At 44.6% G+C, this 16,649-nt stretch carries 15 protein-coding genes; 5 read left to right on the top strand and 10 right to left on the bottom strand.

All coding sequences use genetic code 11. The features are described from left to right. Positions 1–33: 33 nt before the first annotated feature. The 9 genes from hrpB to SALPA_RS20310 form a co-directional block, all read right to left on the bottom strand. On the bottom strand, positions 34–2,529 hold the full coding sequence (gene hrpB / locus SALPA_RS20350; protein ID WP_145102144.1) for an ATP-dependent helicase HrpB: 2,496 nt from the start codon (positions 2,527–2,529) through the stop codon (positions 34–36). 7 nt (positions 2,530–2,536) lie between these two features. Further along, on the bottom strand, positions 2,537–3,811 hold the full coding sequence (locus SALPA_RS20345) for an ATP-binding protein (protein WP_145098202.1): 1,275 nt from the start codon (positions 3,809–3,811) through the stop codon (positions 2,537–2,539). Positions 3,812–3,832: 21 nt separating this feature from the next. Further along, complete coding sequence (locus SALPA_RS20340; protein WP_145098199.1) at positions 3,833–4,537, bottom strand: class II aldolase/adducin family protein; 705 nt, start codon at positions 4,535–4,537, stop codon at positions 3,833–3,835. A 5-nt stretch (positions 4,538–4,542) separates the two neighbouring features. Next, a complete protein-coding gene (locus tag SALPA_RS20335) occupies positions 4,543–5,010 on the bottom strand; it encodes a pyridoxamine 5'-phosphate oxidase family protein (protein WP_145098196.1) in 468 nt (155 codons plus the stop codon). Between the two features lie 217 nt (positions 5,011–5,227). Further along, the gene (locus SALPA_RS20330; RefSeq protein ID WP_145098193.1) at positions 5,228–6,346 is read right to left on the bottom strand and encodes an RNA-guided endonuclease TnpB family protein; all 1,119 of its coding nucleotides are present in this window, start codon (positions 6,344–6,346) and stop codon (positions 5,228–5,230) included. Between the two features lie 145 nt (positions 6,347–6,491). After that, positions 6,492–7,523, bottom strand: coding sequence for a GNAT family N-acetyltransferase (locus SALPA_RS20325; RefSeq protein WP_186451158.1), 1,032 nt, complete (start codon positions 7,521–7,523; stop codon positions 6,492–6,494). Positions 7,524–7,710: 187 nt separating this feature from the next. Further along, on the bottom strand, positions 7,711–9,330 hold the full coding sequence (locus tag SALPA_RS20320) for an ABC-F family ATP-binding cassette domain-containing protein (RefSeq protein ID WP_145098187.1): 1,620 nt from the start codon (positions 9,328–9,330) through the stop codon (positions 7,711–7,713). A gap of 156 nt (positions 9,331–9,486) precedes the next feature. Beyond that, positions 9,487–10,872, bottom strand: a complete 1,386-nt coding sequence (gene citX / locus SALPA_RS20315) for a citrate lyase holo-[acyl-carrier protein] synthase (protein WP_255451281.1) — start codon at positions 10,870–10,872, stop codon at positions 9,487–9,489. A gap of 191 nt (positions 10,873–11,063) precedes the next feature. Next, positions 11,064–11,279 carry a hypothetical protein gene (locus tag SALPA_RS20310; protein WP_021167111.1) on the bottom strand — a complete coding sequence of 72 codons (216 nt, stop codon included), beginning with the start codon at positions 11,277–11,279 and terminating at the stop codon, positions 11,064–11,066. 168 nt (positions 11,280–11,447) lie between these two features. Between SALPA_RS20310 and SALPA_RS20305 the strand changes: the two genes are divergently transcribed. Both SALPA_RS20305 and SALPA_RS20300 read left to right on the top strand, forming a co-directional pair. Continuing rightward, positions 11,448–11,726: a hypothetical protein gene (locus SALPA_RS20305; protein WP_145098181.1), complete on the top strand. Its 279-nt coding sequence runs from the start codon at positions 11,448–11,450 to the stop codon at positions 11,724–11,726. Positions 11,727–11,732: 6 nt separating this feature from the next. Beyond that, complete coding sequence (locus tag SALPA_RS20300) at positions 11,733–12,197, top strand: hypothetical protein (RefSeq protein ID WP_145098179.1); 465 nt, start codon at positions 11,733–11,735, stop codon at positions 12,195–12,197. Positions 12,198–12,270: 73 nt separating this feature from the next. Here SALPA_RS20300 and pap read toward each other — a convergent pair whose 3' ends face one another. Further along, positions 12,271–13,767, bottom strand: coding sequence for a polyphosphate:AMP phosphotransferase (pap, locus tag SALPA_RS20295; RefSeq protein WP_145098177.1), 1,497 nt, complete (start codon positions 13,765–13,767; stop codon positions 12,271–12,273). Between the two features lie 206 nt (positions 13,768–13,973). Here pap and SALPA_RS20290 point away from each other — a divergent pair, with 206 nt between their 5' ends. The 3 genes from SALPA_RS20290 to SALPA_RS20280 all read left to right on the top strand — a co-directional run bounded on the left by SALPA_RS20290 (position 13,974) and on the right by SALPA_RS20280 (position 16,608). Further along, positions 13,974–15,020: an IS30 family transposase gene (locus SALPA_RS20290; protein WP_145102142.1), complete on the top strand. Its 1,047-nt coding sequence runs from the start codon at positions 13,974–13,976 to the stop codon at positions 15,018–15,020. A gap of 161 nt (positions 15,021–15,181) precedes the next feature. Beyond that, positions 15,182–15,757: a hypothetical protein gene (locus tag SALPA_RS20285; protein WP_145098174.1), complete on the top strand. Its 576-nt coding sequence runs from the start codon at positions 15,182–15,184 to the stop codon at positions 15,755–15,757. Between the two features lie 188 nt (positions 15,758–15,945). Continuing rightward, on the top strand, positions 15,946–16,608 hold the full coding sequence (locus SALPA_RS20280) for a response regulator transcription factor (protein ID WP_145098171.1): 663 nt from the start codon (positions 15,946–15,948) through the stop codon (positions 16,606–16,608). Positions 16,609–16,649 lie beyond the last annotated feature (41 nt).

Raw genomic sequence — 16,649 nt, 5'->3', positions numbered from 1 at the left:
CTAAAATCACAATGCAGTGGTATCAATAAGGCATTATTTAATACGAACACGGTTAGTTGGAGTGGCAACCAGAGGATTATCAGGCCAAGAATGTTTGGGATACCTACCCATTAAATCTTTTTTTACTTCAAAATAGGTAGTACGCCAAAAGCTGGCCAAATCCTGTGTCACCTGTACCGGCCGCCTTGCAGGCGATAGCAGCTTCAGCGTTAACCGGACTTTCCCGTGTGCTACACATGGTGTTTCCTGAAGGCCAAACATTTCTTGGAGTCTTACTGCCAACACCGGGCAATCAGGCTGGCTGTAATCGATAGGAACGTGTTGCTGACTAGGCACAATAAGGTGAGTCGGAGCATATTCAGCAAGCTCCTGCCGTTGCTCCCAGGTAAGCATGTTTTCTAAAATAGCAGCAAGATTCAATTGCGTCAATTCTGCCTGGCTTGTTAAACCGTAGGCATAGGGCCCGAGCCAGTTATCCAGAGTGGCAAGAAGTGCCTCATCAGTAACATCCGGCCATCCTGCTTGCCAGTGGTGAATGAATAGCAGACGCTCACGCAATTGCCGCGCCGCTCGCGTCCAAGGCAATATCGCTAATCCTTCCTGGGCAATCCCGCTAAGCAAAGCCCGCAAAATGTCTGCTGGTTTGGAATTAAGACAAGGGCTAACCTTTAAGGTTAACGATCCTAATCGTTCATACACTCTGGCCCGCACTGCCTGTGCAGCTCCATCCCAGGCAATTATAGTTTCATTTACTATCTGCTGAGCAAAATGGGTTCTAATTTGTTCTATTTCGATAGGTGCAGCAAGAAAAATCCGACTCTCAGTGCCCTGTCCATCAAGGGTAGCGGCAACAATATAATCAGCATTCGCTACCAGCTGCTTGTCAACTAGTATTGCGCCACGTCCACTTTCTAGTAGAAATCTTCCCCCACCTCGCTGTTGTCCAATCCTATCAGGATAAGCAAAGGCCAATAACAAGCCACAGTACGCAATATCTGCCAAGCAACCAGCCAAATTACCAAATTCCCGTTTCAGGCGGTCACTTTCCTGTTTAATCCGCCAGCATAATGCTCTATCACTGGCTTGCATTACCATCGGTTTAGGGTTAACTTTTGCAGCATCTAAATTATGGATAGTTTCAAGCCGCAGACGCAAATCACTATCTGAACCCCGCAAGAAATCCCGTTCACTAAGAATAGCGGCAAGCTCACAGGCTATCCCGCCCAAACCGAGTTCTGCTGACATAAGTACCATGTGAGCCAGGCGCGGGTGTAAACCTGTCTGCAGCATTTGCCGTCCATGTTTGGTAATAGTGCCACCCTCTTCTAACGCCCCCAGCTTACCAAGCAGCTGTCTTGCTTGCAAAAATGCCAGTTCAGGGGGCAAATCAAGCCACTTGAGCTGCGTAGGGCTAGCAACTCCCCAAGCGGCCAGTTCTAGTACCAGCGGCGTCAAATCTGATGACAGGACTTCGGGGGCAGTATTGGATTCAAGGTAATGATCCTCTTGTTGTGTCCAAAGTCGGTAACACATTCCCGGCCCTAGGCGCCCTGCCCGACCGCGTCGCTGATCGGCGGCAGATCTTGAGACCCGTATGGTTTCGAGAGAAGTAAGACCGGTACGTGATGAATAACGCGGAACACGCATTAACCCGCTATCAATCACCGTCCTGATGCCCTCAACAGTTAGGCTTGTCTCCGCTATCGACGTGGAGAGAACCACCTTACGCTCACCAACCGGACTAGGCAAAATAGCTGCATCTTGCGCAGCTATCGACAAAGCCCCATATAGTGGTGCAACTTGTGCATACCGGGCGATACCGCTTGCCGTCAGTTCCGCCTGAACCCGGCGGATTTCACCTGCTCCCGGCAAAAATACCAGTATATCGCCACTACTGTTGGCTAGTGCGCTAAAAACGGTCTGTACAACACTAGCCTCTATACCTTCTTCACCACGTCTTTCAAGATAATGCGTTGCTACCGGAAAGGCTTGTCCCTTGCCGTAAATAAGCGGCGCATTGCTGAGCATACCGGCTACCGGTTCAGCTGCAAGAGTTGCTGACATAACTAACAACCGCAAATCTTCCCGCAGAATGGCTTGTGTTTCCAAAGTCAGCGCTAACCCTAGATCAGCATGAATACTGCGTTCGTGGAATTCGTCAAAAATAACCATACCTATTCCATTAAGACCTTGATCAGTCTGAAGCATACGGGTAAGCACACCTTCTGTGATTACTTCAATCCGTGTCTTGGAACCGATACAAGTATCCAGCCTAACCCGGTATCCTACCGTTTGTCCTACTTGTTCTCCCAGTAGCTGCGCCATATAACGTGCGGCAGTGCGGGCCGCCAAGCGCCGGGGTTCCAGCACAATGATGCGCTGCCCTTTGAGCCACTCTTCATCCAGAAGCGCCAGCGGAATACGTGTTGTCTTACCAGAACCGGGTGGTGCTACCAACACAGCATTTACCTGTGAACCAAGCGTCGCCTTAAGCTCAGGCAGTATTTCATCAATAGGAAGACTATCCATTTTCACACTAGTCTGCAACCTCTCCTGCCAGATAATCAATAAACTGTTTTGCAATCCGACCCGAACGGCCTGAATGTGACATCTCCCATCGTAAAGCTTCTGCCCTAAGCTCAGCAACCGACATGGGGATGCCACTCCTGTGCGCAATTTCCTCAACAATCCGGAAATACTCTTCCTGATTAGGTAATGTAAAGAACAGCGTAATGCCAAACCGGTCAGCCAGCGATATCTTTTCATTGATCGTATCCTGACGGTGCAGTTCATTGCCGCTGCGATCATCCCAGGTTTCTTTGATCAAATTCCGCCGATTGGAGGTAGCATAAATCAGAACATTATCAGGCCGCACCTCTATGCCACCATCAATCAGCGACTTTAAAATTTTGTACTCTGCTTCAAATTCCTCAAACGACAAATCATCAATAAATAGAATGAATTTCTTGCCCCACTGCCGCAGTGCCGCCATAATTTCGGGAATGTGCTTAAAATCAGTTTTGGATATTTCAATAAGTCTAATACCTTTATCAAAATAACGGTTGGCTATCGCCTTAACTGATGATGATTTTCCGGTACCTCTGGCCCCAACCAACAGCACATTGTTAGCCGGTTTGTTATTAATAAAGGCCTCGGTATTGCGGACAAGCTCAGCCTTTTGATATTCATAGCCCACAATATCCTTTAGCTGTACCGGATCGGTATATTCAATACCAGCAAGCTCCCGCCGCTCTGAATCCCATTTGAACGCACCATAACCGGCTAACCTGCCACAGCCATAACGGTCATAATAGCGGCCAAGAGCCAGCACTACCTCTGCCGGCGTATAGTTTTTTGTCACATCAAAAAACAAATCCCTAAGCGTAGACAAGTCCTGAAACTTACCCGGTTTTTTACTTTGGCACTCTTGGATAGGATGATAGTCATTAATAACTGCTTGGAGTTCCTCACCGAATTGCCGGGTCAACCCTTTGTTTAATAACGCCTTTAATATGGTTATATCATGGACAGCTGCCTTTGACAGACTTCCTCCTGGCTGACCACCAGTTTTCCCGGCAGTACTGCTGAATATATTTTCATCACAGCCGAGCTGGAACAACAAATAGTTCTCTGCAATATTACCTGCCATACCAGTTTCTTCAGCCCAAATAATAAGACTGGCCGCAAGTGCATACTCATCACACTTTGCAGCCCCCAGTGCCCCCAGAGTTTGTAGTTCTCTAACTAAACTATCGTTTAATAAATTGCGATAAACCAGCAATTTGCTAAGGTCAAAGCAAGTATCTGTCACAACAATACCTCCTGCAAAAAATCAAAATCTGTTACATGGCAAACTACACTCTACTCCACAGCTATTACCCGGATGACGGCCAGGTAATGCCAGCTTCTTTCTGATTTCGTATAAGGTTTCAATTTGAGTGGTGGATAATTCATGAGCTATGCCTAATTGTGTTGACAAAAACGTCAACTTGGCATAAAACTCCACCGATTCCAGCTTATGATAGGCAGTAAGTAAATCTTGCCCCCAGGCTAATGCGCCATGATTTGCTAACAATACTGCATCAAAATGTTCCAGGTAACGTGCCACCGCATCAGGAACCTCATTGGTGGAAGGGGTGCCATACTCTGCTACAGGCACACAGCCAAGACTTACGACAGCCTCGGCAATGAGCGGTTTATTGAGGGGAGTACGGGCAATCGCAAATGTAGTGGCATACGGCGGGTGAGCATGAACAACCGCTTGTACATCAGGACGCTCCTTATATACTCGTAGATGCATCTTTAGTTCCGATGACGGACGCCAGCTGTCGGCAGCAGCCAGCACCTGGCCCTCGCTATCCACCCGCACCAGCATTTCCGGTGTCATAAACCCTTTACTTACCCCAGTTGGAGTGGTAAGAACCTCATTTTCACTTAGCTTAACACTGATATTTCCGTCATTTGCGGCAACGAAACCACTGTCGTACATGCGCTTGCCGATTTGACATATTTGTTGTTTAAGTTCATCTTCTGTCATTTTCTTTACTGCGGCCTCACTTTGCCAGTCATATGCTCGATAGTAATTTTTATTACGGTTGTCTTGTCCTCACTATTTTCAATATATGCTTTCCCTTTTTCCATATAAGCAGGCGAATATTTAGCCAATATCGCAAGTAATGCAGCCTTTTTTTCTTCTCCGGTTACTTGACTTGCCTGCCCAAAGATGACAACGCTTTCATAGCTTGTCGTAAATTTTTCCGGCAATGACTGTTTCTCACCAACAACACAAAAAGAAACGTTGTGGTTAGCGGCTATATTATCTAATTTGTGTCCTACAGCAGCGCTATGGAAGTAGATACTGGCGTCCTTATAGATATAGCTCAGTGGAACACCATAGGAATATCCGTCCTGGCTTACTGTGGCTAATACGCCATACTCACATTTTTCGAGTATAGCAACTGCGCATTCCTCTGTACTCTGCCGTTCCTTGCGCCTCATATTTTTAAACATGGTAGCCCCCCTACTATAGTCAGAAGTCATACCTATATTATTTTGACATTGTTTGTGAACTACCGCGGGCACAAGGCCACGCGGCTTCCGGTGGTAACTCCAAGCCTTCTGCCTAAACAGTAGCTTCTCATCGTCCCCGGTTAGCCGTCTGCGAGTTTACGCCTGACGACAGCCAGTTGGCTGGACTAGATTCACAGTAGCCCGCTGTAACCGACATTTAGCCAGCTATAGCAATATTCATACTAGCATTGAAGTCTGCATTTGCCTGATAGCCACAGGCTTTACACTGAAAAGTTGCCTGATTTAGCCTGTTGCCTTTTTCGGTATGACCGCATATATGGCAACGTTGAGAAGTATACTTCGGGCTTATCTGTACCACTTTTAACCCTTCGGCCATGGCTTTGTATTCTATGAAGGAACGTAGTTGGTAGAAGTTCCAGTTATGCAGTTTGCGGTTCATTTTACGCGAGAACTTGACACGCTCTCTAATGTTGGACAAATCCTCCAACTGGATAACTGCATTATACTGTTTGGCAGTATCAACAATCTGCCTACTGATTTTGTGGTTTACATCCTTCATGTACCGTTGTTCTTTGTTTCCGATAGACTTAATCTTTTTCAAGAGTTTTTTCTTGCCAAGCTTACGCCGAAGGTTTGCATAGTGACTACGCTTTTGATTATAGCATTTACCACTGAAAAATTTATGTAACTGCCCAGGCACGGCAAGGACAGCGAGATTAGTAATACCCAGGTCAATACCCATGACGGCTGATGTTTCTTTTTCCGGCACGTCATATTTATAGCTAATATTCAGGACATAGCAATTAAGCCGATAGCTGAATGATAGTTCAGCAATACAGAATTTGTATTCGCCAGCAGACAGCTTATCCAGTATTTTCGCTTGAAAATGACCGTACTGTACAGGCAGCATAACCCGCTTCTGCCGGGTGCTGACCGATACAAAGTAGGTGAAACATTTTTCGGTTGTGTGCAAGGTAAATGTCCTGCCGTCAAATCTAACTACAGGGTGTTTGAATTCCGGTAGACTTGCTTTTTTACCCTTCTTTAACTGGGCTTTGTAGGATTTGTATGTTTCCAGCGACTTGTCCCGGATGGTCTGAATGAGCCCGGTAGGAATGTCAGGAAACATGGTTTTGACTTCGTTGTAGGTTTCAGTATGTAGGACTTTCTTTGACTCTGTGTCTAAAGCTTCCATTTTAGCAACGTAGTAGCGCGATAAGTCCGCACTAATGGTGAGTAAGTCCTGTAATGCTTCCAGTTTGGTTTTAGTCGGGTCATCAATTTTTACGGATATGGTTTTGGTGATAGTTGGCATAACATATCTCCCTATTGAAATGCTCTCTATACTTTAGTATAGACTTATATTTAAACTTTTGAAAGGAGAAATTCGGGGTTTTACGCGCGACGTTATAAAACACCTACTACTAAGACTAAAAATCTTAAGCAATGTTTTCTTACTTTTACTTACCGCTTGTGTTTTGTGACCTTGCCCTTACTGTTTCTTTACGTTTTTTTGCCGCTGGGTAAAACATCAGGTAATAGGCTGCATCTCTATTAAATCCAAGCTGCTCTAAAGTGGCTTGTTTAGCGGGATCGTCACTATAAATGGTGATACTTATTACCCCTTGCTTATGGCTGGCTTCAATCAAATTAATGGCCTTTTTTAGCAGCGCAGGACGCAGATATTCATAGGACTGGTGAATGATAAGACTGATTATATAATTTTGGGTTTTAACATAACTACTGATTGTTACTAATGCCACTATTTTATCAGACTGCTCAACAACGAAATTGGTTTTCTGTTTGCGCATCAAATAGTTTTTTGCCCAATCCAAATGCCTAACCAGCATACTGGGATTAAACTCTCTATAGCTGCGTTTAATGACTCGCCGCAAACCAGGTGGTACTGAGGCCTTATATAATCGGTATAATTGGCCTCGATCCTTCGCTGTAAGTTTCCGAAATCCAGGCAATTCATCATCCGGTGACGGTAATGAGCTGGTAGTACCGCCTAAGATCATTTCATAATGCAGTATTTCCGTTACTGACCTAAATCCCAAACGTTGATACAATTTGTATGCCGGATTGTCAACCCGAACTTCAAGTACAACATCCTGATTATTGGCATCAGCAACAGTCTCAAGCAGCGTAGTTAGAACCCATCTGCCCAAACCCTGCCCGCGATATTGCTTACTGAATGCAATGTAATCAATATGCAATTGTGCAGAGTTAAGATACGATAGCTGAATAAATCCCACTACCTGCCCGGCGATTTTTACAGCATATACATCGAAATGGTTTTTTATCCAGCCAGAAAACTTACTTAACGGCTGCAAAATATAATAAAACTGCCGAGCCCGACGGATGCGGCGCTTAATTTGCTGAAGATCAACTTCTCCGGCAAAGGCAGTGGCAAATAATTTTTCCAGTTGCTCTAAATCAGAACGCTGTACTTTTTCGATTGTCACATTAGTAAATGGCTTTTTCGACATATCATTCTCCCTAGTAACAGTTTTAGCACACTTAAAATTATTATTAGTTAGAGCCGACTTTTTTACCCTGCCAGAAAGGTTACTTTCTCGTAAAAAAAAGATTGCTAAACTATTGTTTGCAATGACAAGTAAGTTACCTGGAGTCATCGTGCACAACAGCATAGCAATCTCTGATTTTTATGTTCTATTATTTTCCGTATAATACCGCTAGTTGCTTTTTCACGTCAGCATTATCCAGATATTCATCATAAGGCATCTGACGATCAACCACACCGTTAGGGGTTATTTCGATAATGCGGTTGGCAATTGTTTGAATAAACTGATGGTCATGAGAAACAAACAACAGGGTACCCTCAAAGTTGATTAGTCCGTTATTCAGCGAGGTAATTGACTCTAAGTCCAGGTGATTTGTTGGTTCATCCAGCAGCAGCACGTTGGCGCCGCTTAACATCATTCTTGCCAGCATACACCGTACTTTTTCGCCACCAGACAAGACACTGGCTTCTTTTAAACTTTCTTCACCTGAAAATAACATTCTTCCCAGAAAACCTCTAATAAATGACTCTTCCTGATCGCGGGAAAACTGACGCAGCCAATCAATAAGGTTTACGTCTACGCCGTCAAAATACTCGGCATTATCTTTAGGAAAGTATGCCTGGCTTGTAGTTACCCCCCATTTGAAAGAACCACTATCTGCTTCCATCTCTCCCATTAGAATTTTAAAAAGAGCCGTTTTCGCAAGCCCATCCGGGCCGACAAAAGCAATCTTGTCACCCTTGTTTACGATAAAACTGATATCATTAAGAACCTGCTCCTCTTCCACTTTTTTACTGATATTTTCCACAGTGAGCAGCTGTGCACCGGCCTCGCGGTCAGGTTTAAACGCTACATACGGATACTTGCGGGAGGATGGTCTAATATCATCAAGCGTGATTTTTTCTAACATTTTTTTACGGGAAGTAGCCTGCTTGGACTTAGATGCATTAGCGCTAAACCGCTGGATAAAGCTTTGTAAGTCCTTAATCTTTTCTTCCTTCTTTTTGTTAGCCTCTTTAGCCAGTTGCAAGGCAAGCTGGCTTGATTCCAGCCAGAAGTCATAGTTACCGACATATAGCTGGATATTTTGAAAGTCGATATCAGCAATATGAGTACATACCTGGTTTAAAAAATGCCGGTCATGGGATACCACAATAACCGTGTTTGGAAAGTCGGCCAAAAAATCTTCCAGCCAAGTAATTGAGTCAATATCCAAATGGTTTGTTGGTTCGTCCAATAGCAAAATATCCGGACTTCCGAACAGAGCTTGCGCCAACAACACCCTTACCTTTTCATTACCACTGATATCTCCCATCTTGAGTTGATGAAGTTCTTCTTTTATTCCCAAGCCGTTTAAGAGTTTAGCGGCCTCGGTTTCGGCATCCCAACCGTTTAATTCGGCAAAATCGCACTCCAGCTCTGATACCCGGATACCATCTGCATCAGAAAACTCCGGTTTGGCATAAAGAGCGTCTTTTTCTTCCATGATGGCATACAAACGGGCATGACCCATAATAACTGTTTGTAAAACTTCAAACTCGTCAAACTCATAATGGTTTTGTTTGAGCACCGCCAACCGTTCCCCTGTGGTAATAGCCACATCGCCGGAAGTCGGCTCAACTTCACCGGAAAGTACCTTTAAAAAAGTTGATTTACCAGTACCATTGGCACCAATAAGACCATAGCAGTTACCTGGCGTAAATTTTATATTTACATCTTTGAATAGAATGCGTTTGCCAAATTGCAATGTCAGGTTACTTGTACTAATCATTGTTATACCTATCTTTCTTAAATATTTATTATAAAGGTTAATAATAACATATTATTGGATAAAAATAAAGCCTGCCGTTTTCACGCTTTAGAACAACATACTAACAACCCATAACTACCATACCATTGCTACGATATCTCCAGTTGCGGCACAAGCTTATGCTTTTGCCGTTAGATGCAAAAAATAGGTGGCTGCTACTAAATCTGCAACGCCGCCAGGACTAATATTACGTTCAATAAAGCTTTGATCAAGGGCACTAATTTGCTTCCTACCCACGTCAGAAAGCATACCACCCTGAGCGATGATTTGTTTAGCCTGGTTTTGCACAGTTAGCAAAACCTCCATCCCATGACGGTGTAAAATGGTAGTATCCTGCACAACTGTCATCAAACTCATGAGCGTATGCACCAGAGCATCATTGAGCGATAAACCTTGTTCTAACGCTGCCGTTACTGCCGGCAGCCCATACTCTCTTATACTGGGTATACCGGCTTCTATTTCACCCCTAATACCCGTCACGCCATACTGTACATATAAATTTTCTCCGGCTGTCAGTTTAGCGTTACCTAGTCCCCCGGCAAGCGGCGCAAGCTCGCGCGCGACAATTCCCCTTGTAATGGCAGCGGCTGTATCAAGAATTTGTGCAGCAGCTACACCACTTGCCAGCTTTGTCGTGTAAGCAGTGGCCGCCGCAAGAATACCTAGTAAAAACACAAGTCCCTTTTGCGTATTAACCCCGCAGGTTGCGTGCAGCATCTGCTGTTCACCGTCTTTACCGATATAACGCAGCACCGGTAGTAAATCCTGAAGCAAGCCTTGATGCTGATAGCCGGCAGCAGCACAGCGGAACATCGTACCAGCAAGGGCGCTGCTGCTCATCAAAAACGTAAAAAAGTCCATATCCCGGTGAGCACCGGCATTATCACGGTCTACCAACCCTGGCGATGGTGTACATGCCGCTTCCATCAGCATAGCCTCCAACGCCCAGGAACCAATATCCCATACGGCTTTCGGCCATGGATTAGTAGCTGCAGCAACGAAGGAAGATAACCTCTCACCAACATTGTTCATAATGTCCTGACTGGCGTGGCTACCTAAGCGCCGGCATAAAACTGCCGATTGATTACACAAAAAGCAAGTACGTTCTGTCTGTCCTAAACCACGGCGGGAGATTTGTCTGCCAGCGGCATCAAATACATCGAGATCAAAAAGTCTGGCAAAATATCCTGACTCTTCAATAGTGATACAAGCTAATTTTAGCTTGTCCGGGTCGCCAGCAACAGCCAGTACAGCAGTTGGCCCCGTTAGCGGATAAATAAATCGTTCTTCAACAATAGAAAAGCCTTGTTCCCTGGACATACTCCTAACCCGGTCAGCAGCCAGCCGCAACAGATTTCGGCTTTCCGTACTATCTTTGACTGCCCCTGGAATATTGGTGGTAATACTGATAATAGGAATTTTATGAATGCTGCGTAATTCAGCCTGAAGAGAAGCCAGTCGTTCTTTGGCCTCTAAAACGTCTGTTAACGTTACTTGCTGCAACTGCCCATCTCCCCTCATAAATCTCCGCCAATTTTACCACAGTTGTTCAAAAATATAAAATTCTATCAATAACTATATACAACGCGTTAAAGATTTTTGCAGGCGGGTGGTGTGTTGGCAAAAGCGGAAGTCAAACGCTAGTGGTGGAGCGTTGTCAACACACCACCCGCCTGGGCCTGTAAACTTCGGTCCTAGCCCCGTTTCTTCTCAATATCTTTAATTCTGGCAAAAAACTTTTCCACCTTACCCACCTCGCCGGTTACTTCATATTCATAAAGCCAACCTGCAGTCTCACTGCGGCTCTCCACAAAACGGACAGCTACCAGACATTCTTCCCCCAAAATGCCCGCACGCCGCGGCTCAAGCGGAGTAAAAATACTCTCGGTAACATTTACAAATTTGCGCATAGTGTAACCTCACTTACTACAACTTAAATTATAGTTTCTATTATAACAAGGATATCTGCCAGCAACCATCCCTTTACTATTGATCTTGACTTTTTTTTACTTTCATATTACATTGGTATTGTCAGTATTTACTGGCTAACAAAAAAAGATAGGAGTGAATCATTACTAATGTCTGAGAGAATGAGCTTGCAAGATGTACTGCGTGAATATGGTATTCCTCTAGCAACCCTTAACGTAACCGCATCCGAGCAAGATTGCCTGGCCCTTCGTGAACGTCTGTTAGCTATTAGAGATCTCAGCCAAGGCAAAGAACAAGGGTATTTGGAAGTAGCTTGTACATTTTATGTCGATGTTCATGATATTGACCGTTATTTATCAGGAGAATTATCCAGTCTGGCTGAAATATACACTTTCCCTGAAGATGTAAAAACCCACAAGGAGGAATAACCTTATATGAAAAAAATAATATTGCTTGTCTTTATGTTTATGTTTGCTTTTAATGCGGTGAGCTTTGCGGCCGTCAGTGGCTCTAAATCCAAAGTATCATCGCCTTCCGCAAAACCACCTACCACACAAACCGCGCCTTCCCAAAATACTACAAATACTACCGAATATAAACCTTCGGCACCGGCCCAAAGCTACGGAGAAAAGGCACCGGCCGCAGCAGCTAAATCTAATACGCAAGCACCTGCACAACAAAACAGCAGCAGTAGCTTTCTTCGGAACGCCGGTCTCTTTGGCGGTGGTATGCTGTTAGGCAGCATGCTGGGTGGCATGTTTGGATTCGGTGGTTCCGGCATGTTTGCTAACATTATCGGCATGTTATTTAATGTTATACTATTAGCCGGAGTATTTATGGCCGGACGCTTTTTGTGGATGAAATTCAAAAACAGAGATACTCGTAGTAATCAGCGGTAGTTAACAGCCGGGATGCAGCTTGCATCCCGGTTTTTGTTTTTTACTTTTACCCCGGCAGAAAAGCCTGCCTTCTTTATATTTTTTCTTCAATTGCCTCAATTACAGATTGAATAACCTTGACTCTGGCAAATTCCTTGGAATTTGCCTCCACCAATGTCCATGGTGCATAGCTTGTGCTTGTGCGAAAAAACATTTCATCCACTGCTGCCTCATACAATTCCCACTGTTCCCGGTTGCGCCAATCTTCCCCGGTTATTTTCCACTGTTTACCGGGATTAGCCATGCGTTCTTCAAATCGTCTCTTTTGTTCCTCTTTATCAATATGCAGCCAACACTTGACAAGTACGGTCCCAAAGTTTACCCATTGTGCTTCCATTTCGTTAATCTCTTTGTAGGCCCTTCGCCAGTCGCTTTCAAGGCAAAAACCTTCCACCCGCTCAACCAATACCCGTCCATACCAACTGCGATCAAAAATGGCGATATGGCCCGCCTTAGGAACATTACGCCAGAAACGCCATAAATAATGATGGGCTTTCTCCTCATCTGTCGGCGCACTGGTAGGAATAACTGTATAACCGCGCGGGTCCATATGCTCAGTAAGGCGACGGATTGCCCCCCCTTTGCCGGCAGCATCCCAGCCCTCAAACGCAATTACTACCGGAACGCGTTTTTGATAGATAATGTGTTCCAGTTCTCTTATCCTTGTCTGGTACAATTTCATGACTTTCTCATACTCTGCATCCTTTACGGTTTTTGTTAAGTCCGCCCCGGCAAGAATAGAGGATGTGAATATTTTGGCTGAGGCTAACCCGGACAAGGAGTTGCCAACAACGGCAACATCAGGACAGCCAGCCGCCTCAACAAGCGCCAACTGTTTCTCGATAGCTTGGACCACAGTTGCAATAATCTTTAGGGTAGCATAACGCCGGTCATGAGCCTCAACAATAGTCCACGGAGCACTCTTGGCATCTGTCTGCTGCAGCATTTCTTCTACAACAGGCAGATACTTATTATATTGCCGATGCTGTTCCCAGTCAACCTCTGTTACCCGCCAGGCAGCAGCTGGATCTTGCTCTAATGTTTTTAGCCGTTTGCGCTGTTCTTTTTCACTAATATGTAAGAAAAATTTGATGATAAGTGTCCCAGCATCTGCTAGCTGCCGTTCAAAAGCGATGCTGTCATAAAACTTTTTTTCGGTTTCCTGAGCGCTGGCACTCTTACTTACGCGTCCAGCTACTATTTGAGTGTACCAGCTTCTGTCCAAAATAACCAGCCGCCCACTTTGGGGGGTTTTATTCCAGAAACGCCAGAAATAAGGCCGCATAGCTTCTTCTTGATTGGGTTCTCCGATCGAGTAGACATTAAAGCCACGCGGGTCAAGCGATAAAATAAGCTCATTAATTAAGGTTCCCTTACCTGCCGAATCCCAGCCCTCAAAAACGATTAGCACCGGAATTCCCAAATCCCTGGCCTGACGCTGTAGTTCACCCAGTCGCTCGCGTATTCCGTCAACCATACCTTTATACTCAATTTTACTAATCTTTTTCTTTAAGTCCACCTTTTCCAACATATTGACGCCCCCCATTCTATATAAGCTGTAATACCTTAGCCTTATTTTATCAAATTCACCGATTCCCGTCACAGGTTAATGCGAATAAATATAACGGTTCATTGTAAAATGAAATGCAACACTCCCAATGAATAAAAAAGAACAACCAATGTGAGAACTCATGTATGATAAAAGCGACCAAACCCAATCATACGGAGGTGTTCACATTGGCTGTTATCACCAAGGATACCACATCTGCACGATCTTTTAAACACCTGAGCCTTATCGAACGAAGTATGATCTTCGCTCTGCTTCGAGAAGGCTATTCTCTTCGTCATATTGCAAGGCAACTGGGCCGCCACGTCAGCACCATCTCGCGTGAAGTCGGTCGTGGCACGACAACCCAGCGCCGGTCTGACTGGACGAACTATGAAGCATATTTTCCAGAGACAGGCCAGAGCGTCTATGAAAAGAATCGCGCCCACAACGGCTTTCAATGCAAGCTACATTTGGCAGAGTCTTTCTTGCAATTTGCTGAGCAAAAGATGCTGCACGACCACTGGTCCCCCGATGCGGTGGTTGGCTTTTGTCGCCTACAGCCGCAATGGCAAGGGAAGGTCACCGTATGCACCAAAACGCTGTACCACTATATTGATCGCTGTCTGCTGAAGGTGCGCAACATCGACTTAGTACTGAAAGTGCGGCGCCGTATAAAACAACCCCGTCTTCGCAAACACAAACGATTGCTGGGGCAAAGCATCGAAGAACGTCCCGAAGCCATTCTAGATTGTGAGGAGTTTGGTCACTGGGAAATCGACACAGTGATTGGTCTGCAGTCCGGCGATTCAGCACTCCTGACCATCACAGAACGAAAGACACGCCAAGAATACATCCTGCCGATACCGAAAAAGGATGCTCCGTCCGTATCTGCCAGGCTAAATGAGTTAATGGTTTCTTTGGACGGAAATTTCGCTGCCGTATTCCGTAGCATCACCGCAGATAACGGCTCTGAATTTGCAGGACTAGATGCGCTTTTACGCCCAACTGACTGCAAGGTCTACTTTGCTCACCCTTACTCTTCCTGGGAGCGTGGCACCAATGAACGCCACAATGGCCTCATCCGGCGCTTCATCCCCAAAAAGACATCTATATCCAAGGTTCTCCCCGAAACCATTCTTCGCATTCAGAACTGGTGCAACCAACTACCACGCAAAATACTGGGGTACAAGACTCCTCAAGCTTGCTTCGACGAAGAACTCGCTGCTCTATCCTGATATTATTTCCGAGTTTCTCACTTGGTGTTGCATTTGCTATTGCAATTTGCGGAATAAATATAACCAGAAATAATCTGTAATTTTGTCCTGCAATTCAAAGGAATTTCCAAAGAATACTCTCGATATAATAATGGATAATTATATTTGAGGAGGAATAAAACTTGCGCATCCAAAGTGAAGAATACTCTTATCTCTCAACAATTCAGAATGGAGCTGAAAATACATCTTCTTCTACCGCATCACAGTCTGCAGCAACTCCGAGCAAGACTGACGAAAATAACTCAGATGCCTATGCTACGAGTATCGATGGGGATACCGTCGAATTAAGTCACTCAGCCCTGCAAGCTTCAGCGACGGGACAAGCAAGCACAGCGGCTAGTTCCACTACTACAACAACTACACAGAGTACCGCTGCCGGAACTGAAGCAACCAATATCGATGGGGATAGTGCCGAATTAAGCCAACAAGGCCTGCAAGCTTCAATGAAGGGATCGCAACAATCGCAAACAAAACCAGCAACCAACACCAGTGCTACAACAGATACAACAGAAACCGAGATTGAAAATTTAGAAAAGAAACAAGATAAACTAGAAAAACAATTAAGTCAAATTCAGCAACAAACCACAACCGATGAAAATACACAAAAACAAAAAGTACAGGCATTGAAAAATCAAATTCAGCAAATTGAGACTGAGCTTACGCAATTAGAAGCTCAAGCAAGTGAAAGCGCCACTTAGTTCAGGTACATTGAAACTTTTGTATAAATCACTAATAAAGACTCTGATGATGAGCTAAAATCGTTATCAGAGTCCTTTTATATGCAAGGTCCGCCTGGTTGAGAAGAAATAAGTGACTTTTCGAACGTATTGCTTTACAATTAAAGGTAACATGCATAACTATAAAGATAGACAGAAGGAGCTTGTCTATGAGACTACTTTTAGTTGAAGATTCCTGCCGCCTGTCAGAAGCATTAGCCCATATGCTAAAAAAACATGGCTATATTGTTGAGACAGCCTTGGACGGCGAAACAGGTTTTACGCTGGCAACAACAGAAGCTTATGATATTTTAGTCTTAGATCGCATGCTTCCCCAAAGAGATGGTCTTGACATCGTCAAGGCAGTTCGTAAGCTCAAAATTGACACTCCGATATTACTTTTAACAGCCAAGGATTCTACCCAAGACCGGATAGACGGCCTGGACGCCGGCGCTGATGATTATTTGGTTAAGCCTTTTTCCACCGATGAATTACTTGCCCGTCTCCGTGCCTTAGCCCGTAGACAAACCAAGACCTGGGAAGAAGATACGCTTGAGGCCGCTAATTTACTATTAGATCCTTTAAAATGTGAAGTAATCAAAGATAATGAGCTTATCAAACTAACACCGAAAGAATCGCTGTTGCTGGAATTATTAATGCGTAACTACGGCATAGTTATTAGCAAGGAACGCATCTGGGAAAAGGTCTGGGGCCTACAAACCACCAGCGAAGTAGCTAATGTTGATTTGTATATTCATTACTTACGGAAAAAGCTTGAAACTACCTGTATCAAAACTGTTAGAGGAGTTGGTTATTACCTCATAAATGAGTAAATAACAGAGACGCTGGAAAAAATTCCAGCGTCTCTGTTATT

Source organism: Sporomusa sp. KB1, assembly GCF_007830295.1.
Lineage (GTDB): Bacteria > Bacillota > Negativicutes > Sporomusales > Sporomusaceae > Sporomusa.
Note: the sequence above shows the minus strand (reverse complement) of the source record. Positions and strands in the feature narration are given on the sequence as shown.